Consider the following 25,516-nt stretch of genomic DNA (forward strand, 5'->3'; position numbering starts at 1 on the left):
TTCGATTAAAGTACTGATAAGAAAACCTTTATGCTATAAACAAAAGTAAGTTTTTATATTTAAAATACCAACAAGTTTTCATTTTATTTCCCGTTTTTTTTATTTTAAAGGTTGTATAAACGTGTATTTTATCGATATTTTTGTGTATTACATCTGTGTTTTAAAGGGGTTTTGGGATTTTACTGTATGTTTTTAGTAGTACATTAAAAAATTATTTCTTTTTAACCAAAATTTTTGCCTTTGATGGTGTTTTGATACTTTTTTTACGGCTTTTGGTGATAAGACGTTTTAACTATACTAATGTCTTATACTTGTTTTTAATACGTTAGGGAGTTTTGATTGAAATCTTTTTAGTCTGGGAATCGACACATTTCGTATGTATGGATTTGCAGGGTTTCTTTTTTCATAGTCTTGATGATAGGCTTCTGCAATCCAAAATTTCTCGAAAGGGACTACCTCTGCAGCAATTTCTGCGTTTAGTTCTTTGCTTAGGAGTAACTTCTTCTTTAAGATTATTTCTTTCTGTACAATGTTTTGATAAAAGATTATAGAGCGATATTGAGAACCTCGATCAGGTCCTTGACCATTAATTTGCGTGGGGTTTTGAGAGGCAAAGTAGATATTTATTAATGTGCTGAAAGATATTTTTTCTGGATCATACATCACTTCAACAGTTTCTGCATGTCCAGTACGTCCTGTATTGCTAGACTCATATGTTGGATTTTGAGTGTGTCCTCCAGAATAGCCAGATGTAACTTCTTTAACACCATATACGCTTTCATATATAGCTTCTACACACCAAAAACAGCCACTAGCAAAATATGCGAATTCAAAACTGTCCTTTGGTTGCACTTGAACAGGTTTTTTGTTGCTTGCTTCGTTATTTTTGTATTGAGTTTCCTTTTGCTGACTGTTACCTTGGCATGCGCTTACGATTACAATTAAAGCTACGTATAAATAGTTCATGTTTTTTATTTTTGATATTATAGTCTAGGTAAATTATAAAACCTTTCAGTTGATCTTTAGAATCTTTGTAAAACAAAACCAGCTGTTATTTTATGAATAACAGCTGGTTTTATTAAAAAGTTGATATGATATTTATCCGTTCATAGAAATCAAAAATTCCTCATTATTTCGTGTTTGTTTAAAACGTTGATTGATAAATTCCATTGCTTCAACTGGATTCATGTCTGCCAGATACTTACGCATAATCCACATACGTTGTATGGTTGTGTCATCAAGTAAGATGTCATCTCTACGTGTACTACTTGATATCAAATCAATCGCTGGGAAAATACGTTTGTTAGCGATTCTACGATCTAACTGAAGTTCCATGTTACCGGTTCCTTTAAATTCTTCAAAGATAACCTCATCCATTTTGGATCCGGTATCGGTTAGTGCTGTCGCTATAATAGATAGGGAGCCTCCATTTTCGATATTTCTTGCAGCACCAAAAAATCTTTTTGGTTTATGAAGAGCATTTGCATCAACACCACCACTTAGAATTTTACCACTTGCCGGTTGTACCGTATTGTAAGCTCTTGCAAGACGAGTTATGGAGTCTAAAAGTATGACTACATCATGTCCGCACTCTACTAATCGTTTTGCTTTTTCCAAAACAATATTGGCAACCTTTACGTGTTCGTGTGCTTCTTTATCAAAGGTTGATGCAATCACTTCGCCACTAACATTGCGTTGCATATCAGTAACTTCTTCAGGTCTTTCATCTATAAGTAAAATCATTTGATATACTTCTGGATGATTAGCTGCAATTGCATTTGCTACATCCTTAAGTAACATGGTTTTACCTGTTTTGGGTTGTGATACAATCATACCACGTTGACCTTTACCGATTGGAGCAAAAAGATCCATTATACGGGTTGAAATTGTGCTTTGTTTATCTGCAAGATTGAATTTTTCCTGCGGAAACAAAGGGGTTAAGTGTTCAAAAGATACACGATCTCGTACAACCTGAGGATCCATCCCATTAATTTTGTTCACTTTGATTAAAGGAAAATATTTTTCTCCTTCTTTGGGGGGTCTTACCTGACCAAGTACAGTGTCTCCTGTTTTAAGACCAAATAATTTAATTTGTGATTGAGATACATAGATATCATCAGGAGAAGACAGGTAATTGTAGTCGCTAGAGCGCAAAAAGCCATATCCGTCTTGCATGATGTCTAAGACACCCTCACTTTGGATAATCGCATCAAACTCATAATCTGGCTCTTTGTAGCGATTTCTACTATCTCTATTTCCTTGATCACGGTTGCCATTATCTCGTTTGTTAGGAGTTGAATTTTTATTTTTATTCTTATCGTTAGATCTGTTTCTAGGATCTTTTTTCTCCTCTTTCTTCTCTTCTCTCTTGTGCGAAGGTTTGTTTCTCTCTTGATGAGCAGGGGGAGGTGTTCGTTCTGTAGTAGTGTCTTTTTTTGCCTCTGGTGCAGTTTTGTGAACCGGTTTTTTTTCAACTTTTTTTTCTGAACTAGGGGTGGGTTTTTGTGCAGTTTTTGCCCGAGGTCGTCTTGGTTTTTCTTCTTTTGTCTTAGCAGTGACCTCTTCTTTGGGAGGAGTATCAATTTTAACCACCTCCTTCACTTTATTGGGATTTGAAGCTTGATAATCAAGAATTTGATAAACCAAATCCAATTTTTTCATGGTACGAAATTTAGGTACATTGAGGGTTTTTGCAATTTCCTGTAATTCAGGAAGCTTTTTCGCTTTTAATTCAGAAATTTCTAACATTTAAATATGTAATATAATTTTTGTTTTGGTGTTAATTTTCTAAAGAAGAATTCTAGGAAAATTTTATTTTGAAGGTAAGTAACCTTAATTGAATCGGTTACGCTATTATAGTTGCAAGTATACAACTTTATTTTTAAATTTTTAGACATAATAATAAAAAGAAACTCTTATTTTTGCTATCGTTATATGTAATTACACCTATGTTACAAAGAATACAGACTATATATTTATTGCTTGCAGCTGGAGTTTCTGGTGCGGTTTGTTTATTTTTACCCTATGGTTTAAATAATCAAGGTGATGCTTTATATGCATATACTGAGCCAGCGATTTTTGGTCTTTATATGGTATCAGCTGGATTGTCTTTATTGACTATTTTTTTATTTAAAAATCGAAAGCTTCAATTTGTATTGGGGCGTGTGAATATCTTATTAAACTTTATTTTACTAGGAGTATTTGTTTATTGGTCGCTAACGGTATCTGGAGAGACAATTGTCTCTGAGAAAGGTATTGGGATGTTGATTCCTATTATTTCTATCGTTTTATTAGTAATGGCTAATCGAGCCATTAAACGGGATGAAGATCTTGTAAAATCTGTAGACCGATTACGATAAACCTAAAATCTTAGTAGTATTAGTGCGTTAAAACCCGAAGTATGCCAACTTCGGGTTTTATTTTGTTCCTAATTCAATAACTTCTAAATTCTCAATTTTACCAGAATCTAGTGTGAAACGTAACATTGTTCTTGTTTTATGAAAACCATGTTTACCAGATGCGCCTGGATTCATATGTAATGTACCATTGTTTTTGTCCATCATTACTTTTAGTATGTGTGAATGTCCGCAAATAAAAAGCCTAGGTGGATTTTTCTTGATCTCATCTCGTGTATAGTTATTGTACTTAGGAGGATAGCCTCCAATATGAGTTATCCAAACAGAAACACCTTCGCAAGTGAATCTTTGGTGTAAAGGAAATTCTTTTCTGATAATGCTATTATCGATATTGCCATATACAGCTTTTAAAGGTTTGATAGCTTTAATAGTATCTGTAACTGCTATATCACCGATGTCACCTGCATGCCAGACTTGATCAGCTTCTTTAATATAATGTAGGATGCGATCATCAATATGGCTATGCGTGTCACTTAAGAGTAAAATTTTTGTCAAAATGAATAGGATTAACTTATGTCATAATAAGGAAACTGTTAACTCGTATTGTTCGTACTTTAGGGTAGATGAACTATATTTGTTTCTTAGCTTTGCACAAAAATACAGTATTGATTTGAGATATTTTTTGGAACTTGCATACAATGGCACACTTTATCATGGATGGCAGCGTCAACCTAATGCTGTATCCGTTCAAGAGACTGTAGAGAAAGTCTTGACAATTATACTAAGAGAGGAAATTGTAATCATGGGAGCGGGTAGAACTGATTCGGGTGTGCATGCACGACAACTCATGGCGCATTTTGATTATAATGGGTATTTGGATACGGATTCGGTAGTTTATAAACTTAATTGTCTACTTCCAGGAGAGATTGCTGTGTATAGTATTCGAAATGTCAAAGGTAGTGCACATGCTAGATTTGATGCAGTTAGTAGATCTTATGAGTATCATATAACTTTTTTAAAAGATCCATTTTCTATACATATGACCTATTTCTTAAAAAAGAAATTGGATGTGTCGAGAATGAATGAAGCAGCTACTATGTTATTGCGGTATAAAAATTTTAAATGTTTTAGTAAATCTAAAACCGATGTAAAAACCTATGACTGTAATATTACAGAAGCCTTATGGCAGAGTACGAAGGATGGTTTAATTTTTAAAATAACAGCAAATCGCTTTCTGCGAAACATGGTGAGAGCGATCGTAGGAACTCTTATAGAAATAGGAGAAAATAAATTAGATGTTTCGGATTTAGAAAGAATATTAAAAAGTAAGGATAGAGGACAGGCAGGATATTCCGTTCCCGCTTCAGGACTGTACTTAACTGCAGTTGAGTATCCTAAAACAATATATATTGAATAAACAAATGGCAGAGCAAACAGGAAAAGCATTTGATTTTGAATTATTTAAGCGGTTGATACGATACACCAATCCATATCGCCTAACATTTTATTTCGTTGGATTGTCTGCCGTTTTACTATCGGTGGTAACGGTGTTAAGGCCATATATTCTACAAATTACAATAGATGAGAGTATAATGCCTAAGGATAATGATCTGTTATTTTATTATGTAGCAATCATGTTGGGGATTCTAATGTTAGAAGTGATTTTTCAATTTCTTTTTATATTTTTTGCAAATTGGTTGGGGCAGCAAGTTGTACGGGATCTGCGAGTTAATCTTTTTGGTCATATGATAGCGTTTAAAAAGCAGTATTATGATCAATCTGCTGTGGGACGATTGGTAACCAGAGCAGTTAGTGATATAGAAACTATTTCAAGTATTTTTAGTCAGGGACTATTTATGATTATTAGTGACCTTCTCAAAATGCTTGTTATCATGGGATTTATGGTTTATCAAAGCTGGGAACTGGCTTTAATTGTATTTTCAATATTGCCATTAATTTTATACGCTACTCGAGTATTTCAAAAAAAAATGAAGTCTGCATTTGAAGAGGTAAGAACTCAAGTTTCCAATCTCAATTCATTTGTGCAAGAGCGTATAACAGGGATGAAGATAGTTCAACTATTTACACGAGAAGAGACAGAGTACCATAGATTCAAATCGATTAATGAAAAACATAAGAAAGCATGGATAAAGACCGTATGGTACAATTCAATATTTTTCCCTATTGCAGAAATGTCAAGTTCGATCACTATTGGTCTCATCGTATGGTTTGGGGGATTACAAGCTGCGCAGGGGGATGGCTTAAGTCTTGGAATCGTAATTGCTTTTATTGAACTGGCACAAATGTTATTTAGACCTTTACGTCAAATAGCAGACAAGTTTAATACACTACAAATGGGTATGGTGGCCGCAAATAGAGTGTTTAAAATTCTTGATACAGAATCTCGAATTAGTAATAGTGGTCATACTATGATTCAAACAATAAAAGGCGATATTAGTTTTGAAAATGTTCGATTTAGTTATGTTAAAGGTGAAGAAGTTTTAAAGGGGGTTTCATTTTCTGTTAAACAGGGAGAAACTGTAGCAATTGTTGGTTCTACAGGTGCAGGTAAATCAACAATTATCAATTTATTGAGCAGGTTTTATGAAATTGATGGAGGCACTATTCATATAGACCAAATGGATATTACTAAAATAAATTTGGAGTCGTTACGTAACAATATTGCGGTGGTATTACAAGACGTATTTTTGTTTGCAGATACTATTTTAAATAATATAACTTTATACAATCCAGAAATAACCGAAGAAAAAGTAATGGATGCGGCCAAACAGATTGGAATTCATGACTTTATAATGACTCTTCCAAAAGGTTATTATTACAACGTAAAAGAACGTGGCGCTATGTTGTCATCAGGGCAACGACAATTAATCTCTTTTTTAAGAGCCTTTGTAACTGATCCTGGTATTTTAGTTTTGGATGAAGCTACATCTTCAATAGACTCTCATAGTGAACAATTGATTCAAGACGCGACAAATAAAATTACTCAAGGTAGAACTTCTATAATCATTGCGCACAGATTGGCGACTATTCGTAAAGCAGATACTATTATAGTTATGGATCAAGGTAAAATTGTTGAGCAGGGTAGTCATGACGAGTTATTGACAATTGATCAAGGTTATTACAAAAATCTATACGAAGTTCAATTTACAACAGCAGCAGAATAAAAGATTAGATTAGTTCCTTCTTTAATTTTTCATTAAGTTCATCAAGAGTTTCAAATGGAACAAATTCACCATTTTTCACATAAGAAATTTGTCCTGTTTCTTCGCTGACAATTAGAGCAACAGCATCTGTTTTCTCTGTAATTCCAATGGCAGCACGATGTCTTAATCCGTAGCGTAAAGGAATGTCTCTATCATTGGTTACTGGCAAAATTACACGTGTGGCAGTAATCTTATTGTCTTCGATAACCATAGCGCCATCATGTAAGGTGCTATTTTTATAAAAAATACTCAAAATTATAGGTGTATTCAATTTGATATCCATTGTATCACCAGAGGTTTTTACAAAATCTAAGGAGGTACTACGTTTGATTACAATGATCGCTCCAGTATAGGTTTTACTCATATTATTGCATGCTGCCAAAATAGAGTTTATATCAGTCAAACTTTCCTCTGGAGCGTCCCTCATAAACTTTAAAGTTCGTAAAAACTTACGTCTTCTTCCAAAATTAGTTGATCCAATCATCAAAAGAAATTTTCTTATTTCTTGTTGAAAAACTACGATGAGGGCAAACATTCCAACACCAATAAATTCACCTAACACACTGCTTAGCATCTCCATAGCTAAGAGCTGTGTCAATTTCCAAACTAAGTAAATCATTACAATACCGATAAAAATGTTAATCGCGGCAGTTCCTTTTACTAATTTATAGATATAATACAGTAAAAGTGCAACCAGTACAATATCAAGTATATCAAGTATTCTAAGATTTATAATGTCCAATCCAAAGTTGTTTTTGTAAAAATATAAAAATTAATTTTTAAGCGCGTTGAGTAAGGTAACACATTCGGCTGCTTCGGCGACGTCATGAACCCTTAATATCGAAGCACCTTGAAGTAATGCGATTGTGTTGAGACAAGTGGTTCCATTAAGTGCGTCTTTAGGAAGTTTCCCTAATGTTTTGTAGATCATTGATTTTCTTGAAAGACCAGCTAGTATAGGAAGATTAAATGACTGAAACAGGTTAAGTTGTTGTAAAATCTCAAAGTTTTGCGAGCTGTTTTTTGCAAAGCCAAATCCAGGATCAATTACTATATCATTAATTTGATGTTTACGAGCCTCTGCAATTTGATAAGAAAAATAAGATTTCATTTCTGTAATCAAATCATCATAATTAGTTAACGAAGTCATAGTTCTAGGAGTACCTTTCATATGCATCATTATATAAGGAACTTTCAATTCTCCAACCGTAGGAATCATTGTTTTGTCAAGTATACCAGCAGAGATATCGTTTACTATTGCAACACCAGCATCGACAGCAGATTTTGCCACCTTACTTCTAAATGTGTCTATCGATATAAGAATTTCAGGAAATTTATCTACTAAGGTTTCTATTATAGGAAGCACCCTTATAAGTTCTTCTTCCAAAGTAATATCTACCGCTCCCGGCCTAGAGGAGTAACCACCCACATCAATAAAAGTGGCTCCATGTTGTAGCATTTTTTCTACATGAGTTAGTATATTAGCTATTTCTTCGTGCTTACCTCCATCATAAAAAGAATCAGGAGTAAGATTGATAATACCCATAATTTTTGGAGTTGACAAGTCGATCAAAGTCCCTTTACAATTAATAGTGAAATTTAACTTTTGAGTAAGGTTCATAGCGATTATTTTTTAAAACATAACTTAATGTTCCAAATTAGATTTTATGATTACAGTTTGTCGATATATTTCTTTTTACCTAAATGAATAGGTACACATATTTTTTAGTTATTTTGCCAGTTCTTTGGCATAATTGCTTTAATAACGCGAAATTTACGCAAAATTGAATAATAAGATGCAGGACACCTCTAGTCAATATGACTTAATCATCGCAAAATGTCGTGATTTATATATAAAAAAAATGAAGGACTACGGAAGCGCGTGGCGAATCTTACGACTTCCTTCTTTGACGGATCAAATTTTTATTAAGGCACAACGAATACGTAGCCTGCAGGAGAATAAAATACAGAAAATCAAAGAGAACGAAGTGGTTGAATTTATGGGGATCATTAATTATAGTATAATGGCACTTATTCAGTTAGAAAAAGGGGTAGTGCAACAGCCAGATCTATCGACACAAGATGCTATAAAATTATATGACAAACAGGTTGCAATCACTAAGCAACTTATGTTTGATAAAAATCACGATTATGGAGAAGCTTGGAGAGAGATGCGTATAAGTTCTTTGACAGACTTAATTTTACAAAAATTACTACGTGTTAAGCAAATAGAAGATAATCATGGTAAGACTATTGTAAGTGAGGGTATTGATGCAAATTATCAAGATATGATTAATTATTCGGTATTTGCAATGATTCACCTTAATGCGCATAAAAATAATGAGTAGGTTACAAATTCCTACAAAAGTCTTTTTATATTTAAACAAAATAAAATAATGAAATTACTTGTACATATCTCAAGAATACTAGTTGGTGTATTATTTATATTTTCAGGTTTTATAAAACTCAATGATCCTTTAGGTTTTTCATATAAACTACAAGAGTATTTTGATGTTAACGTGTTAGGGTTAGAATTTTTGATTCCTTTTGCTTTATTAATAGCCATTTTCTTAGTGGTTTTTGAAATATTAGTCGGAGTGACTTTATTGCTAGGATACTTAAAAGATATTACTCTTTGGTCTTTGATGGGAATGATAGTATTTTTTACCTTCTTGACTTTCTACTCTGCATATTTTAATAAAGTTACTGATTGTGGTTGTTTTGGAGATGCAATTTCCTTAACACCTTGGGAGTCCTTTATTAAGGATGTCATACTTCTAGTTTTAATAGTGATCCTATTTATTGGTAAAAAATATATTCAACCTATCGGAGCGGTTGCGTCTCATAAATGGATTGTATTTGTATGCTTTTCATTATGTTTAGGTTTTGGCTATTATGTATTAATGCATTTACCGTGGCTTGATTTTAGAGCTTACAAAATAGGCGTCAATATCGAAAAAGCTATGCAAACACCTCCAGGTGCTCCCGAGGCTGAAATGGCGTATCACTGGAAATTTAGAGCCAATGGAGAGGATCATATAATTACAACTTCAGGAAGTTATCCCTCCTTTTCAGGCGAATTTGTTTCGGTAGATACAGAAACAATTTCTGAAGGTTATATACCTCCTATACATGATTTTTCGATTGAAAAAGATGGTGTGGACCACACCAAGCGGTTTTTAGATGAAGATAAGCTAGTAGTTATTATTATGTATAATCTACTAAAAAGTGAAAAAGAAGGAATGAAAAAGATTTCTGAAATAATTGCTGATGCTAAACAATCCGGTTATAAAGTGATAGGTTTAACGGCTTCTATAGAAGATCAAATCAATCAAGCTAAACAAATGTATGGTTTTGATTTAGACTTTTATAGTGTAGATGAGACTGCCTTAAAGACGATTGTACGTTCTAATCCAGGAATTCTCACTTTAGAACGAGGTACAATTAAGCAAAAATTGCATTGGAACGATAGTAATGATTTAGACCTAGGCGCCAACCGTGAAAAATAAGCAAATATGCATAAATATTTTTCTAAACTTGGATACGCTTTAGTAACGCTTCTTGGTGTTGTTACTGTAATTTTTATTTTGTTTACAATCCTTCCTGGTGATCCAGCGCAAATGATGATGGGACAGAATGAAACTGAAGGTCAATTACAGACAGTAAGAAAAAAATATGGTTTTGATCAGCCCCGTAGTATTCAATATCTATACTATATTAATGATTTATCACCACTATCTTTTCATAGTACAAAGCCTGAAGCATTTACGCATTATGATCAAGATAAATATTCAGGTATTGTTTTGTGTACAGTAGGTCAAATTAAAGTAGCTCTCAAAACACCTTATTTGAGGGAGTCATTCCAGAAAAACGGTAAAAAAGTAAGTCAAGTTATTAAAGAGACGTTACCTAATACAGCATTGTTAGCGGTATCTGCTATTAGTATTGCAATTATATTTGGAGTCATTTTAGGTATCATTAGTACATTAACAAAAAATAGATGGCCTGACCAAGCGATTCAAGTAATCAGTACAGTTGGTATGAGTGTACCATCTTTTTTTAGTTCTATTATAGTCGCGTGGCTTTTTGGTTACGTATTACAGGAATATACACATCTCAATATGACAGGTAGTTTATATGAGGTTGATGACTTTGGAGAAGGAAGTTATATACAATGGAAGAATTTGATATTGCCAGCAATAGTTTTGGGAATCCGACCTTTGGCAGTAATTACTCAGCTCATGCGTAATTCGTTGCTAGAAGTGCTTCATATGGATTATATAAGAACAGCAAGAGCCAAAGGCTTAAGTGAATTTAATGTCATACGAAAACACGCCTTAAAAAACTCTTTAAACCCTGTTGTCACTGCAGTTTCTGGCTGGTTTGCCTCAATGTTGGCAGGAGCGGTTTTTGTAGAATATATTTTTGGATGGAACGGTTTAGGAAAAGAGATAGTCGATGCACTTAATACCTTAGATCTACCCATTATTATGGGAGCAGTTTTGGTAATAGCTTCACTTTTTGTAACTATTAATATAGTAGTTGATATTATATATGGATGGTTAGATCCTAGAGTTAAAATGTAAGAGAGAATTTTAGTAATCACACAAAACCATAAAATGAGAAAAAGAATCGTTGCCGGAAATTGGAAAATGAATAAATCCTTGCCAGAGGCAGGAGAACTAATAGCGGATATTAAAGCCGAATTGTCTACAATGCCTGAGGCAGAAATTATTATAGCACCTGCTTTTACTAATTTATATTATTCCTTTGAATTGCTCAAAGGAACAGGAATTAAGTTGGCAGCGCAGAACATGAACGCAGCAGCTCATGGGGCTTATACAGGAGAAATATCGGCAGAGATGTTGAAGAGTATAGGGGTCAATACGGTCATTTTAGGCCATAGTGAACGCAGAACTTTGTTTGGAGAAGCAGATAAGGTACTTGCTGCAAAAGTGACTACTGCTTTGGATCAAGAAATGCGCGTCATTTTTTGTTTTGGGGAAGAATTAAAGGATCGTAAAGCCGAGAATCATTTTGAGTGTGTACAAAGACAATTAGAGAAAGGACTTTTTCATATTAAAAAAGAACATTGGAAATCTGTAATTTTAGCGTATGAACCTGTATGGGCAATAGGAACAGGAGAGACAGCGACACCCCAGCAAGCTCAAGAAATGCATAATTTTATACGCGAAACAGTTGCAAAGCATGCAGGTGATACTATAGCAGATAACGTTTCAATACTTTATGGAGGAAGTGTTAAACCAACTAATGCAAAAGAGTTGTTTTCCAATAAAGATGTAGATGGAGGTTTAATTGGAGGCGCTGCATTAGATGCAAAAAGCTTCGTCGCTATTGCTAATTCATTCTAAAGTAGTTTATTAAAAAGGATTGAGAAAATTTTAAAAAAGGCATCGTTAATCGATGCCTTTTTCATTATGAACAAGTAACTTTGTTGCAAAACCATTACGATTATGATAGTGCCAATATATATAGGCTATTATTTCAATATAACCCCCTTAGCACCTGCAAGTGATATTCTTATTGCAGAATTAGGTGCAGCAGGATTCGAAAGCTTTGTAGAGACAGAAACTGGAATTGAAGCCTATATTCAAAAAGAAGATTGGAGAGAAAATATTTTAGAAGATATAGATATTCTCTCTTCTGATGTTTTTGAGATTACTTATACACATAAAGAGATCGAACAAGTAAACTGGAACTTAGAATGGGAGAAAAATTTTGATCCAATTATAGTTGATAATCTTTGTAGTGTAAGAGCACCTTTTCATAAACAACCTTCGGTAAAATATGATATCTTAATAGAACCAAAAATGTCTTTTGGTACGGGACATCATGAGACTACTCATATGATGATACAGCATATTTTAGAGAACGATTTTACTGGTAAAACAGTTTTAGATATGGGGTGCGGTACGGGTGTGCTCGCTATTCTAGCTCAAATGAGAGGGGCAGCAGCGGTAGATGCCATTGATATAGATAATTGGTGTTATATAAATACCCTAGAAAATGTTGAACGTAATTCAGTAAACAATATAAATGTTTTAGAAGGAGATTCAACCGTATTGAAACAAAGAAAGTATGATTGTATCATCGCTAATATTAACAGAAATATATTGTTAAAAGATATTGCAATATATGCAGAGTGTCTTAATCAGGGCGGACAACTATTTCTTAGTGGTTTTTATGAAGAAGATTTAGAAATGATCAATAAAGAATGTAAAGGTAATCGGTTAGATTTGGTCAGTTTCAAAAAAAGAAACAATTGGATAGCAGCAAGTTACCTGTTAAAATAATGCAATATTTTCTGTGTTTTTAATTTCAATATAGTATTTTTGTTTAAAAATTTTAAGGTATGAGTATTCAAGAGGAAGTTTTAGAAGAAGTATTAGAACAAACTGTTGATCAAAAAAATAACGAAATAGTTTTATATAATGATGATGTAAATACGTTTGATCATGTTATAGATACACTAATCTACAGCTGTGAGCACACTCCTATCCAAGCTGAGCAATGTGCTTTTTTAGTGCATTATAATGGTAAATGTATAGTAAAAACAGGTGTTTATGAAGAACTGGTTCCAAGATGTTCAAAACTTCAAGAAGCAGGCCTGAGTGCAGAAATTATATAATGTAAAATTTAAGTTTTAATTAAAAAGGCTATCAATCATGATAGCTTTTTTTGTATTAGGTTGCGTACAATTATAAAATTTAACATTTAAAATTTAAATTTTATAATTTGTAGGAAAATACCTGTTATTTAAAATATTTAACATAGTCTTGGTTTTATCTTAATACTTTAATAACACCATGTATACAATAGTTTTAAACTAGTTTACTAAAGTACTAAGCATGTTATTCATCGATTTTTGATCAATAAAAGCATTGTTGTAAATTTTATTTTGGTATGTTTTTATTGAATAATATTTACGGTTTAACAGTAATTTCAAAGAATAAGGCAATTAATTGACTTTTTTATTAAATAAATTATTATATCTTCATCCCCACAAAATTGTAATAAAGTTCAAAGCTTACTTACAAATTTTAAACAGAATAAACCTTAGTTAAGTTTATTTTGAAAAAAAAATTAACTACACAAACTCAACTTTATTTAAAATGAAAAAAATCAAATTATTAGCGCTTTGCGCTATCGTTGCAGGATTCTCAACATCTTGTCAAAAAGAAGAAATTGCTAACGAGACAGAAGAAGCATCTCTTACACCAACAAAAGAGCAGTTAGTAAGTTTAGCTAATCTTGGTGTTAACACATCTGATGTAACTATTCAAAAATTAACAATGTTAGATGGTACTACTGGACAGTACTTAGTAGCTGGCGATATTAACATCCCAGTTGATCAATTAGATCAAATGGCTGCACTAGAAGCTTTGGCTGATGGTAATAAGCAGTACAGAACTACTAACTTAGTATCTAGTGGTAACCGTAATATTAGTGTTATTGGATATACAGGTTCTGGAAATGCTTTAACAAGTAAAATGAGAACTGGATTACAAAATGCAGTTAACAATTATAATCAGTTAAATACATCATTAAACTTTACTTTATCTTTTTCAGCTAGTACGAATGCAGATATGGTAGTATATAATAATAATCGTGCTGGAGGTGGTGGATCTGCTGGTTTCCCTTCAGGAGGAAACGCTTATAAGTGGATTCAAATTAACCAAGGTACTGATGCTTATAGCGTTGATGTATTAGAGCATGTTATTACGCATGAAATGGGTCACTGTATTGGTTTCCGTCATACTGACTACAGATCTCGTCAAAGTTGTGGACAAAACAGTAACGAAGGAACTGCTGGAGTTGGAGCAATCTTAATTCCTGGTACTCCAAGTTCTGATAGAACTGATTCTATTATGTTAGCTTGTTTTGGAGCTAACGAAGATGGAGAGTTCACTAGTACTGATAGAACTGCTATCAACGCACTTTACTAAGAATATTGTATAAAAGCTTTGAACTTATTATATTAAGCCGTCTATTAATTTAGACGGCTTATTTTTTAGGTACTATTTTACATGTGCCAAAATGTATTGACTTCATAAGGGAATCTCTATTGACTGCCGTATCATTTTAATACTTTTATTAATAATTTGGTGCCATTTGGTGAGTAATTCAAGTTCTCCATTAAGTTGTAAGCCATCATCAACGTTATAAAATTCAAGTAACAAAATGTCTTCTTGCGAAGTTGTTTTACAAGAAAGCGCAAGTTTTTTAGTATGTTCATAAAATTTCCCTTGATTTTGAACTTTCTCTTTCAAGTGTATAAAAGTGCATGAGAGTAATTTATCTAAATCTATATATAGTGCAATTTCTTTCACATCACTTTTTTTGTAGAATAGTATCGCCTCTTTTGTTTGCGTAGTTGCGATACTAAATTCCGGTCCATACTCAACAGTATCTATAGTTTGATAATGTTGAGCAGCCAAATCGGTTATCCCTGCCAGTAATTTCTTTCTTTTTTTAGTTGCACTACGTCCTAGTAAATAAAAAGGGATAGTACATAATACTATCATAAGTAACCCGATCAAGGTTGTTTGTAAATCCATTTGGTTTAAATTTTGCGTATATTAACAGGAGTGAATAATATTGTAACTATTCAGGAAAAGTCCTTTATATTGTGAGTATTATGGTTAAGAGGCAGGCTTACCAAAAAAAGTGAAAAGGATAAATAAGATCTGTTTTTTTAAAACTTATGACTAAGCTTTTTGAGAATCGAAGATAACTTATGTAGGTAAGTTGGTTAGATTTCTGTTGTGATGTATTGCTTGTTATAAATTTCGTAAAAGGAAGGTTCTTGGTAAAAACGCTAGTTACTTCTAATTATACTCGAACAACTTCGGTTTTTTGTGCTTTAGAGTTAGTAGTTTCGTTGGATGAGGTATAATAACTCGATTGATTTGAAGTATGCTCTACAGCTAGCTTATCAGAAAACTCATTACCATACATCTCTGTCCCTAATGTTGATAAGAGATAAAGCGATAGGAGTACGGTAATTCCGATAATTTTATAAAAAGCATTCACCAAGCAAAGGTAACAGAGTAATAGATTGAATTATAACGAGGATAGCTAATCAAATGTTAAAATTTTGCTACTATTCATTTTCCAATACGCCATAAATTTTCTCAACAGCTAGCTTTGAATCCGACAATATGATTAAAACATCATCCGCTTCAATAATGGTAGATCCATTTGGAGTTATATAACTTTGTCCTCGTTTGATCATGGCGATAATCGCAGTTGTTGGAAAAGCTAATTCGACAATCTTTTTATTCACCGCCCACCAATCTTTCTGAATGCTAATTTCTTGCATAGCCGTTTTTGGAAGCTCTGATAAAAATGCTTCTGTGGGAGCTAATGGCTTTACTTTTTCTGGAATAGCTACATGTAACCATTTTGCAACAAGAGATAAGGTAGTTCCTTGGATCAGTACAGAAGTAATCGCAATAAAGAAAACAATATTAAATATCATATCGGCTTTATCAATACCTGCCAACAATGGATAGGTCGCAAATACGATAGGTACAGCACCCCGCAGGCCTACCCATGAAATATAAAAACGACGACGTAATTTCATTCGAAACGGAAGCAAACTAATAAACACACTTAATGGACGAGCAACAAGTATGAGAAATACCGATATAAGTAAGCCAATACCCATCACTGGTAAAATTTCTGAAGGAAAAACTAATAATCCCAATGTCAAAAAAAGCACAATCTGCATTAACCATGCTAGTCCATCAAACATCTTTAAAATCGTTTTCTTGTGAATTAGGTCTTGATTTCCTAGATATACGGCACAAATATAAATAGCTAGAAATCCATTGCCACCTACAAATTCTGTAGCCGAGAAGGTAATAAACATAAGAGCTATAACCAAAACGGGATACAGGCCTTCAAAGTCAAGATTGATTGTATTATTAACGTATTTACTTAATTTTCCGAATGCAAATCCCAACAAACCTCCCAAAATCATTTGCTGTAGAAATAAAGGAATAATAGATATTACACTTAATTCTTGATTTACTACTACAGCCAAAAAACCAATAGTAAGTACATAAGCCATGGGATCATTACTACCACTTTCTAGTTCAAGTGTAGGACGTAAATTGACCTTAAGAGCTAAACTTTTTGAACGTAAGATCGAAAAAACAGCCGCCGCATCAGTAGAAGAAACGATAGATCCTAATAACATACTTTCATAAATAGTAAAATCTGTAACCCACCATACAAATGTTCCTAGTATGAGTGCTGTTAGTAGAACACCAACCGTTGATAAGCTCAGGCCTTTCCATAATACAGGTTTTACGGCTGGCCAACTAGTATCTAAACCTCCAGAAAAAAGTATAAAATTGAGTGAAACAATACCAATAAATTGAGCAAGTTGAGGATCATCAAACTGGATATTAGCCAATCCATCTGAGCCAGCTAGCATACCAATTAACAAGAAGAGTATTAACGTGGGTACGCCAAATCGATACGATGTTTTACCAGCAACAATACTTATGAATAATAATAGAGAACCGATTAAAAGAATATTTTCGATTGTTAAGCTCATAAATACAAGGGTATAGTTTATTAGAAACAAAAATACAAATGAAATGCAGCGCCTAGCAATTTAAACTGTTTTTGTTTATAAAATTTAAGTGTGTTTTGTGAAGACTGTATTTAGTATAGCTACACTTTAGTCATATACGAGTATACAATAAATTTTTCAGCAAAAATGCATATGATTATCAAGCGAGTAAAACTCTAGTACAATCACTCGCTATCTTAAATAAAATTCTATTTTTGCGTAACCCCAACAAATAAGAAATACGTGACTGTAGTACCTATATATAATCAACGTTTTGATATGCAGCATTGTTGTGTTATTGTACCAACGTATAATAATGCAAAAACCCTAGAGAGAGTACTTCAGGGGATACTTGCATATACAGATCGATTAATAGTAATTAACGATGGGGCTACAGATACTACTAAACAAATTTTAGATCGTTACAAAAAGCGATGTACGATACTTACTTTATCTAAAAATAAAGGAAAAGGAGTAGCACTTCGGAAAGGTTTCCATAAAGCTATTGAACTGGGTTTTGAGTATGCGATTACTATCGATAGCGATGGACAACATTATCCAAGTGATATACCTTTGTTTATAGAAGCTTTAGAAAATCACAGTTCAAATAAGGAATTGCTTCTTATTGGTTCTCGCAAAATGGATGACCCTTCGGTACCAGGAAAAAGCAGTTTTGGTAATAAGTTTTCTAATTTTTGGTTTTATGTAGAAACAGGTAATAAACTTACTGATACGCAATCAGGGTTTAGACTATATCCTTTAAAAGCGATTAATAAATTACGCTTATATACAACCAAATTCGAATTAGAGATCGAAGTTATTGTAAAATTAGCGTGGCGCGGTGTTGAGGTCAAGAACCTACCCATTCGTGTTTTGTATGATGCGAAAGAACGAGTTTCACACTTTAGACCCTTTCAAGACTTTAGTCGAATTAGTTTACTTAATACGTGGTTATTTACACTAACCATACTTTGGTATGGACCCAAAAGGATGTTTCAACGCTTTGAAAAAAAAGGGGTTAGTCGTTTTATACAGGAGGATCTTTTAAAAAACACAGACTCGCCCTTTAAAAAATCTGCAGCCATAGCATTGGGAATTTTTATCGGAATAGCACCGTTTTGGGGATTCCAGACTCTTCTTGTAATGGCCATGGCTACTCTATTAAAGCTCAACCGAACTATTGCTTTTATTTGTTCTAATATAAGTGTTCCTCCTATGATTCCATTTATCGTATATGCTAGTGTGCAACTAGGTTTGTTGGCTACAGGTCGTCCTATGGACCTTACCTTGAACATCGATAGGATAGGGACAACATCAGATGTGGTACAAGGATTCACGCAATATATACTTGGAAGTTTTATTTTAGCAACTTTATCTTCTTTCCTTTTAGGAGGGCTTTCCTATTTGTATTTTAGCATTACTAAATCGAAACAGAAACCAAGAGATGCATAAATTTTTTATATCAATTTATCATAGGTTTACAAACAACAAACTTTGGGCTTGGCCGATACTTGTAAGTTTGATACTAGGGGTTACATTGTTAGCAACTCGTATTGGTTTTGAAGAAGATATCACTAAATTATTGCCCGATAGCGATACCTCTACAGTCACAAAAAAGGTTTTAGAGACGGTATCTTTTTCTGATAAAATAGTGGTCACTATCAAAAGCGAAGATAAAAATGCAGACGCATTAACACAGTTTGCCGAAACTTATATCGATAGTCTTAATGCCAAGGTTTCAACTTATATACAGACAATTCAAGGAAAAGTACCCGAGAATAATGTGATGCAACTTTATAACTTTGTATATGAGCATCTTCCCTTCTTTTTAGATAAAAAAGATTATGAAACTATTGAGGATTTATTAAATCAAGATTCGATAGCACAACGTATTACAAATAATTATAAGGCTTTATTATCTCCCGCAGGTATTGTCACCAAAAAGTTCATTGTAAAAGATCCTTTATCCTTAACACCGATAGCACTTAAGAAACTCACACAATTGCAATTGGGAGATAATTATATGCTACACAATGGCTTTTTGATTACCAAGGATCATCAAAATTTGCTCCTTTTTTTAACACCAGCGCTTGCTGCAAATGAAACAGGTGAAAATACCTTTTTTGTAGAAAGACTTCAAGAATTAACGAAACACGTTAATGCACAATTTGCAGTCCATAAAACAAGTGCGGTACTATTTGGCTCGACCTTATATGCCGTTGCCAATGCAAAACAAATTAAAAAGGACATACAGCTTACAATAGGGATAGCGATGACTATTTTGTTGATTATATTAATTGCTTTTTACCGCAAGCTCACTATACCTTTAATCATATTTACTCCTACACTATTTGGAGCAATACTAGCCATCGCGATGCTTTATCTTATCAAAGGTAAGATTTCTGCTATTTCTTTGGGGATTGGATCGGTATTGCTTGGTATTACCTTAGACTATTCTCTTCATATTCTTACACATTACAGAAACAATCAAAATATACAAGCACTTTACAAAGACGTTGCCTTGCCAGTTATTATGAGCAGTCTTACGACGGCAGTAGCATTTTTATGTTTAGTTTTCGTAAAGTCTGAAGCACTTAATGACCTTGGGGTTTTTGCAGCAATAAGTGTAATTGGAGCTTCAATATTTGCTTTAATTTTTATTCCGCAGGTATATCGATTTTCTGAAAAATCACAACAGCGTGAAACACTATTAGACCGTTTTTCGGCCCTACGGTTTGATCGTTATAAACCTCTAATAATTTGTGTTTTATTAGTATTGATTGTTGGCATCTTCTTATTTCATAAAGTAGGGTTTGATACCGATCTTAATCAGATGAATTATCGACCGGCAGAGCTAGTAGCGGCCGAGCAGAATTTGGATCGAATTAACAACAATAAAGCTAAAACGATTTATGTAGTTTCTTATGGTAATTCATTAAATACAGCATTAAATGCAAATAACGCATTATACAAAGTATTAGAAGCAAATAAGCAGGAGCACTCTATTTTGAATTACAGCTCTGTTGGTGGTGTGGTTTTGTCTAAAGAAGCACAACAAGATAAAATTACTCAATGGCAAACGTTTTGGACTCCACAAAAAAGAGATAAACTAATAAATTTACTAAAGTCAGAAGGTGCTATCTATGGTTTTAAGCCATCAGTATTTAATGATTTTGAAACCTTATTGAGCCGTTCTATTGAGCCTATTTTATATTCGCGATATCAGGAAATAGACCAGTTATATCTTAACGAGTTTGTTACACATGAGCGAGATTTTGCAACTGTTATGTCTGCAATCAAAGTAGCAGATCAGCAAACAGCGCAACTGTATGCAGCTCTGCATAAAGTTCCTAATACCTTAATTATTGACCGTAAGCAGCTTAATGAAAAATTATTGGGATCTCTTAAAAACGATTTTAATACGCTTATCGGTTACTCTTTGGTTGCTGTGATTGGCTTACTTTTGCTATTCTATCGTGATCCAATGCTGGTGTTACTTACTACCATACCCATAGCGATTACTTGGGTGATTACGTTAGGAATCATGCAATTGTTGGGGATTAATTTTAATATATTTAATGTAATTATCTCCACATTTATTTTTGGGTTGGGTGTGGATTATAGCATATTTATTACCAATGGCTTGGTCAAAGAATATACCTATGGATCTCGTGAGCTACCCACGTATAAGACATCAATTTTACTTTCGGTTATTACTACGATACTAGGAATCGGAGTTTTAATTTTTGCCAAGCATCCAGCATTACGTTCCATCTCAATAGTCTCATTGATTGGTATTTTTACTGCAGTCATAGTAGCCTTTACCATACAGCCATTGTTGTTTAAATTATGTATCACACGCAGAGCTACTAATGGATTGCCACCATTGCAATTGCGTCAAACAATCCTGTCGTTATTTAGTTTTGGCTATTTTATAGCAGGCGGGTTTATTATATCAATACTTAGCAGTCTTATTATACCGTGGTTCCCAGTGTCAAAGAAGAAAAAAATGCGAGTTTTTCATCGCATTGTTTCAAAGATGATGGCATCTGTTTTATATTCTAATCCCTTCATTCAAAAAAAAATACTTAATTCTACGGGAGAAACGTTTAAAAAACAATGTATCATCATTGCCAACCACTCTTCTTTTCTAGATATCCTTACGGTAGGTATGTTGCATGAAGATCTGATTTATCTGGTTAAGGATTGGGTTTATACATCACCAATATTTGGTAAAGCGGTGCGTTTGGCTGGATTTTATCCAGTGTCTTCGGGGATTGAGGGCGGTGTAGAACACTTACGCACAAAAGTTGCACAAGGTTATTCACTTATTGCGTTTCCCGAAGGTTCTAGAACCAATACAGCAAAGATGAGCCGTTTTCACAAAGGGTCTTTTTACTTGGCAGAACAATTAGAACTGGATATTGTACCGGTGGTATTGCATGGTGCAACACATATCTCACCAAAAGGAGATTTCATTATTAGCGATGGCAAATTGACTGCCAAAATATTGCCGAGAATACGCTTTGATGATTCGAGTTTTGGAGTAGGGTATGCACAACGTACAAAAAAGATTAGCAGTTATTTTAAGGAGGCGTTTAGTGCAGTACAGGAAGAAGTTGAGGGAATACATTATTTTAAACGACACGTACTTACTAATTATCGATATAAAACTTGCTTTGCCGAGGTTAAGCAGGTTGTAAGAGCACAATTAAAAAATTGGTATGTGGTGGCAAAACATATTCCATCCAATGCTTCAATTTTAATTTTTTCTGATGCTTATGGAGCTTTACCAATATATCTTAGTTATAAGAAGCCCAATGCAAGCCTTGTAGGTATGTTGGCTACGCAGGAAGCTGTTGCAATAGCACAAGGATGTTATGCAGCAAAGCGCAATGCTATACGGTTTATAAATTCAGAGAATACTATTCCCTCCAAAATAAATGTATTTTTGTTAGATGCAGATACCGTTGATCAGGCTATGATTCATACAATTGTTAATGATACAGCTATAACGTTCATATTTGCAGGCAAAGGTAAAACGCGTATTGCTCCTTATTTGATCGCAAATTTTGACTGTATACTCGAAGGACCATATACTATCTGGAAACGAAACGATACATGAAAGAAAGATTTGATATTATTATTATAGGAAGTGGTTTAGGCGGACTAGTCTCTGCAAATATTCTCGCTCGCGAAGGGAAAAAGGTATGTGTTCTCGAAAAAAATAACCAGTTTGGAGGTAACCTGCAAACCTTTGTACGAGATAAGAGCATTTTTGATACAGGAATCCATTATATAGGCGGTCTAGCCAAAGGTCAAAACTTATATCGTTATTTTGATTATCTAGATATTATGGAGGATCTTAAGGTTAGACAAATGGATCTAGATGGATACGATCGGATTTCATTCGATGGCAGTACAATCGAGTATCCACATGCGCAAGGATATGATAATTTTGTGATCCAACTCGCAAATTATTTTCCCGACGAAAAAGAAGGTATCAAAAAATACATTGATAAGGTGCGAGATACCTGTTACAACTTTCCTTTGTATAATTTACAATTAGGGGATCGATATTATGGAGAGGATTTGTTAACGCTCAAGGCGAAAGATTTTATCGATTCTGTTACAGACAACAAAACGTTGCGTGCTGTTTTGGCTGGTTCTAACTTGTTGTACGCAGGCGACCCTGATAAAACTCCATTTTATGTACATGCCTTATCGGTTAACTCGTACATAGAAAGTGCTTGGCGCTGTATCAATGGCGGAAGCCAGATAGCCAAACTTCTTGTCAAAAAACTTCGTAATTTGGGTGGAGTCATTCACAAATATCAAGAAGTGAATGCTTTTAATTTTGAAGATAGTACGTTGGTATCGGTAACTACGACCAAAGGAGATGTTTTTTATGGGGATACCTTTATTTCGAATGTAGATCCCAAATTAACCCTTCAGATTATTGGTAAGGATCGTTTTAGAAATATATATTATAATCGTATACAGAATACAGAAAGTATCATTTCCTCTTTCAGTCTGTATTTGGTATTCAAACCAGGTACTTTTCCGTATGTAAATTATAATTATTATCATACACAGGCGATCGACAAAGTTTGGACCACACAAAACTATACACAGGAGTGTTGGCCAGAAGCTTATTTGATCTCGATGAACGAAGATCGTAAACACCCAGGCTATGCAGATAATCTTACATCAATTGCATATATGCGGTACGAAGAAACCAAGCCTTGGGAGGATACCTTTAATACGGTTGCGGTTAAAAATGATCGGGGCGAAGATTATGAAGCTTTTAAACAGCGTAAGATCGAAGCGTATCTTAAAGAAATTGAAAAAAAATTTCCGACGATTCGAGCATGTATTCAATCCATCCATACCTCGACGCCCTTATCGTATCGGGACTATATTGGTTGTTATGAGGGATCGATGTATGGCTTTGCAAAGGATGCCGAGAGTCCAATGAAATCATTTCTTTCACCTAGAACCAAAATACCAAATCTTTTATTTACAGGTCAAGGTCTTAATATGCACGGGGTACTTGGGGTAACCATAAGTGCAGTTGTTACCTGCGGCGAGTTGTTGGGTAAAGACTATTTACTTAATCGTATTACATCAACCCTTGATGACAAAGAAAAACAACGTGCAGCACAATGAAAAAGTCTTGGGTCATAGTATGTTTTGTGTTTCTCTATCTATTGTGCAGTTGTGGGGTAAAAAAATCTCTTTCTGCACGCCCAGATCTTACAGGTCTAGCTACGGTTGATACAGCACGAATTAAGATCAATGATTCAACCTTTAGGCTTAATAATAATAGTCTTCGCAAAAATGAATACGGTATCTGGGAGCTTTATTTAGAGGGTACTCCACTCGAACGTGGTCTTGCTGCTGGCAGTCTATCCAGAGAGCTTATCAAGATACAAGAAGCTGCTTTTATAGGCAAAGTAACCGAACTGGTACCATCGGCTGGGTATTTAAAGTTTCTAAGTAAGCTAGTAGCCTGGTACAATCGAAAGTTACATTTGCATGTACCCGAAGAGTATAAGCAAGAAATTTACGGACTTTCTCGTTTTGGATCTAAGGAGTACGATACGTTTGCAGAACCTTATGTACGCATGCTCTACGCACACGGCGCGCACGATATAGGGCATGCATTACAAGATTTAATGTTGGTAGGGTGCACCTCGTTTGCAGCATGGAACGAGCGAACTGCCGACGGAGAGTTATTGCTTGGACGTAATTTTGATTTTTATGCAGGGGATGATTTTGCCAAAGAAAAAATGGTGGTGTTTATGAAACCCGATAAAGGGCACCAATTTATGATGTATGGCTGGGCAGGAATGATGGGTGCTGTATCAGGGATGAACGATAAAGGACTCACGGTGACGATCAATGCAGGAAAATCTAAAATTCCGTTAATGGCAAAAACGCCAATTTCAATCGTAACTAGAGAAATCCTTCAGTATGCTTCGACGCTTGATGAGGCCATAGCAATTGCCAAAAAACGAGAGGTTTTTGTTTCAGAATCTATAATGGTAGGAAGCGCTTTGGATAAAAAAGCGATATTGATTGAGGTGGCTCCGCACAATTTGGGAGTGTACGAAGTCACTAATGAGAGCCAATTGGTATGTTCAAATCACTTTCAAAGTGAACCATTTTTTACAGATCAACGCAACCAAAAGGCAATTGCAGAGAGTCACTCCTTATATCGTTATCAACGTATGACCGAACTACTTAATCAAAAAGAAAAATTGACTCCAGAGAATGGCGTTGCTATATTAAGAGATCGTAAAGGATTGGGAGATACATCAATTGGTTATGGTAATGAAAAAGCACTCAATCAATTGTTAGCATTTCACGGCATTGTTTTTAAACCAGAGTCATTACAAGTTTGGCTTTCAAGTAACCCGTACCAACTTGGTGCCTTTGTAGGATATGATTTAACTACTGTGTTTGAAAAATTGAGCTCACAGCAGGATTGGAGTAGTGTAGCCAACGAAGCATTACTTATTGCCAAAGATCCTTTTGTAAATACTAAAGCATACAGAGATTACGAAGTCTTTCGAACGGCACTGCGTCGTATCGAAAACTTACTAGCAACTGGAGCAGCGATTCCCGAGGATGAGCTACAAACCTTTGTACGTCTTAATCCTGATTACTGGATAACCCATTATACGGTAGGGAGGTACTATTATAATCATAAAGCATATAAAGCTGCCATTATTGCTTTTAAAAAAGCATTGCGTTGTGAGGTAACTACACTGCCCGATAGTAAAATGCTACAGAGTTATATTAAAAAAAGCTACCGTAAATTGTAA

General features: G+C 34.3%; 22 protein-coding genes. 14 read left to right on the forward strand and 8 right to left on the reverse strand.

What is annotated here, in order from left to right; genetic code table 11:
- Positions 1 to 297 precede the first annotated feature (297 nt).
- The gene (gene msrA / locus ACE939_RS00495) at positions 298 to 966 is read right to left on the reverse strand and encodes a peptide-methionine (S)-S-oxide reductase MsrA (RefSeq protein WP_378186811.1); all 669 of its coding nucleotides are present in this window, start codon (positions 964 to 966) and stop codon (positions 298 to 300) included.
- Between the two features lie 132 nt (positions 967 to 1,098).
- Positions 1,099 to 2,748, reverse strand: a complete 1,650-nt coding sequence (rho, locus tag ACE939_RS00500) for a transcription termination factor Rho (RefSeq protein WP_378186812.1) — start codon at positions 2,746 to 2,748, stop codon at positions 1,099 to 1,101.
- 200 nt (positions 2,749 to 2,948) lie between these two features.
- Between rho and ACE939_RS00505 the strand changes: the two genes are divergently transcribed.
- On the forward strand, positions 2,949 to 3,359 hold the full coding sequence (locus ACE939_RS00505; RefSeq protein ID WP_378186813.1) for a DUF4293 domain-containing protein: 411 nt from the start codon (positions 2,949 to 2,951) through the stop codon (positions 3,357 to 3,359).
- A gap of 57 nt (positions 3,360 to 3,416) precedes the next feature.
- On the opposite strand, the gene ACE939_RS00510 is transcribed toward ACE939_RS00505, so the two are convergent.
- Complete coding sequence (locus ACE939_RS00510; protein ID WP_378186814.1) at positions 3,417 to 3,911, reverse strand: metallophosphoesterase family protein; 495 nt, start codon at positions 3,909 to 3,911, stop codon at positions 3,417 to 3,419.
- Between the two features lies 1 nt (position 3,912).
- Here ACE939_RS00510 and truA point away from each other — a divergent pair, with 1 nt between their 5' ends.
- Positions 3,913 to 4,773, forward strand: coding sequence for a tRNA pseudouridine(38-40) synthase TruA (gene truA / locus ACE939_RS00515; RefSeq protein ID WP_378186815.1), 861 nt, complete (start codon positions 3,913 to 3,915; stop codon positions 4,771 to 4,773).
- A 4-nt stretch (positions 4,774 to 4,777) separates the two neighbouring features.
- Positions 4,778 to 6,541, forward strand: a complete 1,764-nt coding sequence (locus ACE939_RS00520; RefSeq protein ID WP_378188460.1) for an ABC transporter ATP-binding protein — start codon at positions 4,778 to 4,780, stop codon at positions 6,539 to 6,541.
- Positions 6,542 to 6,545: 4 nt separating this feature from the next.
- Here ACE939_RS00520 and cdaA read toward each other — a convergent pair whose 3' ends face one another.
- On the reverse strand, positions 6,546 to 7,322 hold the full coding sequence (cdaA, locus tag ACE939_RS00525) for a diadenylate cyclase CdaA (protein ID WP_378186816.1): 777 nt from the start codon (positions 7,320 to 7,322) through the stop codon (positions 6,546 to 6,548).
- A 30-nt stretch (positions 7,323 to 7,352) separates the two neighbouring features.
- Positions 7,353 to 8,201 carry a dihydropteroate synthase gene (gene folP, locus ACE939_RS00530; RefSeq protein ID WP_378186817.1) on the reverse strand — a complete coding sequence of 283 codons (849 nt, stop codon included), beginning with the start codon at positions 8,199 to 8,201 and terminating at the stop codon, positions 7,353 to 7,355.
- 175 nt (positions 8,202 to 8,376) lie between these two features.
- Between folP and ACE939_RS00535 the strand changes: the two genes are divergently transcribed.
- From ACE939_RS00535 to ACE939_RS00565, 7 genes are all read left to right on the forward strand, one after another.
- On the forward strand, positions 8,377 to 8,928 hold the full coding sequence (locus tag ACE939_RS00535) for a DUF1599 domain-containing protein (protein ID WP_378186818.1): 552 nt from the start codon (positions 8,377 to 8,379) through the stop codon (positions 8,926 to 8,928).
- Between the two features lie 48 nt (positions 8,929 to 8,976).
- Entirely contained in the window at positions 8,977 to 10,089 is a 1,113-nt protein-coding gene (locus ACE939_RS00540; protein ID WP_378186819.1) for a BT_3928 family protein, read from the forward strand.
- 6 nt (positions 10,090 to 10,095) lie between these two features.
- The gene (locus tag ACE939_RS00545) at positions 10,096 to 11,166 is read left to right on the forward strand and encodes an ABC transporter permease (protein WP_378186820.1); all 1,071 of its coding nucleotides are present in this window, start codon (positions 10,096 to 10,098) and stop codon (positions 11,164 to 11,166) included.
- Positions 11,167 to 11,199: 33 nt separating this feature from the next.
- On the forward strand, positions 11,200 to 11,952 hold the full coding sequence (gene tpiA, locus ACE939_RS00550; protein WP_378186821.1) for a triose-phosphate isomerase: 753 nt from the start codon (positions 11,200 to 11,202) through the stop codon (positions 11,950 to 11,952).
- A gap of 102 nt (positions 11,953 to 12,054) precedes the next feature.
- On the forward strand, positions 12,055 to 12,894 hold the full coding sequence (gene prmA / locus ACE939_RS00555) for a 50S ribosomal protein L11 methyltransferase (protein WP_378186822.1): 840 nt from the start codon (positions 12,055 to 12,057) through the stop codon (positions 12,892 to 12,894).
- A 59-nt stretch (positions 12,895 to 12,953) separates the two neighbouring features.
- Entirely contained in the window at positions 12,954 to 13,229 is a 276-nt protein-coding gene (locus ACE939_RS00560; RefSeq protein WP_378186823.1) for an ATP-dependent Clp protease adaptor ClpS, read from the forward strand.
- A gap of 484 nt (positions 13,230 to 13,713) precedes the next feature.
- The gene (locus ACE939_RS00565; protein WP_378186824.1) at positions 13,714 to 14,547 is read left to right on the forward strand and encodes a M57 family metalloprotease; all 834 of its coding nucleotides are present in this window, start codon (positions 13,714 to 13,716) and stop codon (positions 14,545 to 14,547) included.
- A 102-nt stretch (positions 14,548 to 14,649) separates the two neighbouring features.
- Here the strand turns inward: ACE939_RS00565 and ACE939_RS00570 are convergent, their stop codons facing one another.
- The 3 genes from ACE939_RS00570 to ACE939_RS00580 all read right to left on the reverse strand — a co-directional run bounded on the left by ACE939_RS00570 (position 14,650) and on the right by ACE939_RS00580 (position 17,168).
- Positions 14,650 to 15,159, reverse strand: coding sequence for a hypothetical protein (locus ACE939_RS00570; protein WP_378186825.1), 510 nt, complete (start codon positions 15,157 to 15,159; stop codon positions 14,650 to 14,652).
- Positions 15,160 to 15,433: 274 nt separating this feature from the next.
- On the reverse strand, positions 15,434 to 15,634 hold the full coding sequence (locus tag ACE939_RS00575; RefSeq protein ID WP_378186826.1) for a hypothetical protein: 201 nt from the start codon (positions 15,632 to 15,634) through the stop codon (positions 15,434 to 15,436).
- 70 nt (positions 15,635 to 15,704) lie between these two features.
- Positions 15,705 to 17,168: a potassium/proton antiporter gene (locus ACE939_RS00580; RefSeq protein ID WP_378186827.1), complete on the reverse strand. Its 1,464-nt coding sequence runs from the start codon at positions 17,166 to 17,168 to the stop codon at positions 15,705 to 15,707.
- 261 nt (positions 17,169 to 17,429) lie between these two features.
- Here ACE939_RS00580 and ACE939_RS00585 point away from each other — a divergent pair, with 261 nt between their 5' ends.
- From ACE939_RS00585 to ACE939_RS00600, 4 genes are read left to right on the forward strand one after another with little or no spacing between them, the layout of a single operon-like run.
- Positions 17,430 to 18,638: a DUF2062 domain-containing protein gene (locus ACE939_RS00585; protein ID WP_378186828.1), complete on the forward strand. Its 1,209-nt coding sequence runs from the start codon at positions 17,430 to 17,432 to the stop codon at positions 18,636 to 18,638.
- Positions 18,631 to 22,311, forward strand: coding sequence for an MMPL family transporter (locus tag ACE939_RS00590; RefSeq protein ID WP_378186829.1), 3,681 nt, complete (start codon positions 18,631 to 18,633; stop codon positions 22,309 to 22,311). Before ACE939_RS00585 ends, ACE939_RS00590 begins: the two co-directional genes overlap by 8 nt.
- Positions 22,308 to 23,855, forward strand: coding sequence for a phytoene desaturase family protein (locus ACE939_RS00595; RefSeq protein WP_378186830.1), 1,548 nt, complete (start codon positions 22,308 to 22,310; stop codon positions 23,853 to 23,855). Before ACE939_RS00590 ends, ACE939_RS00595 begins: the two co-directional genes overlap by 4 nt.
- The gene (locus ACE939_RS00600; RefSeq protein WP_378186831.1) at positions 23,852 to 25,516 is read left to right on the forward strand and encodes a C45 family autoproteolytic acyltransferase/hydolase; all 1,665 of its coding nucleotides are present in this window, start codon (positions 23,852 to 23,854) and stop codon (positions 25,514 to 25,516) included. The genes ACE939_RS00595 and ACE939_RS00600 overlap by 4 nt, the downstream gene beginning before the upstream one ends.

The organism is Aquimarina rhodophyticola, from assembly GCF_042434915.1.
Classification (GTDB): domain Bacteria; phylum Bacteroidota; class Bacteroidia; order Flavobacteriales; family Flavobacteriaceae; genus Aquimarina.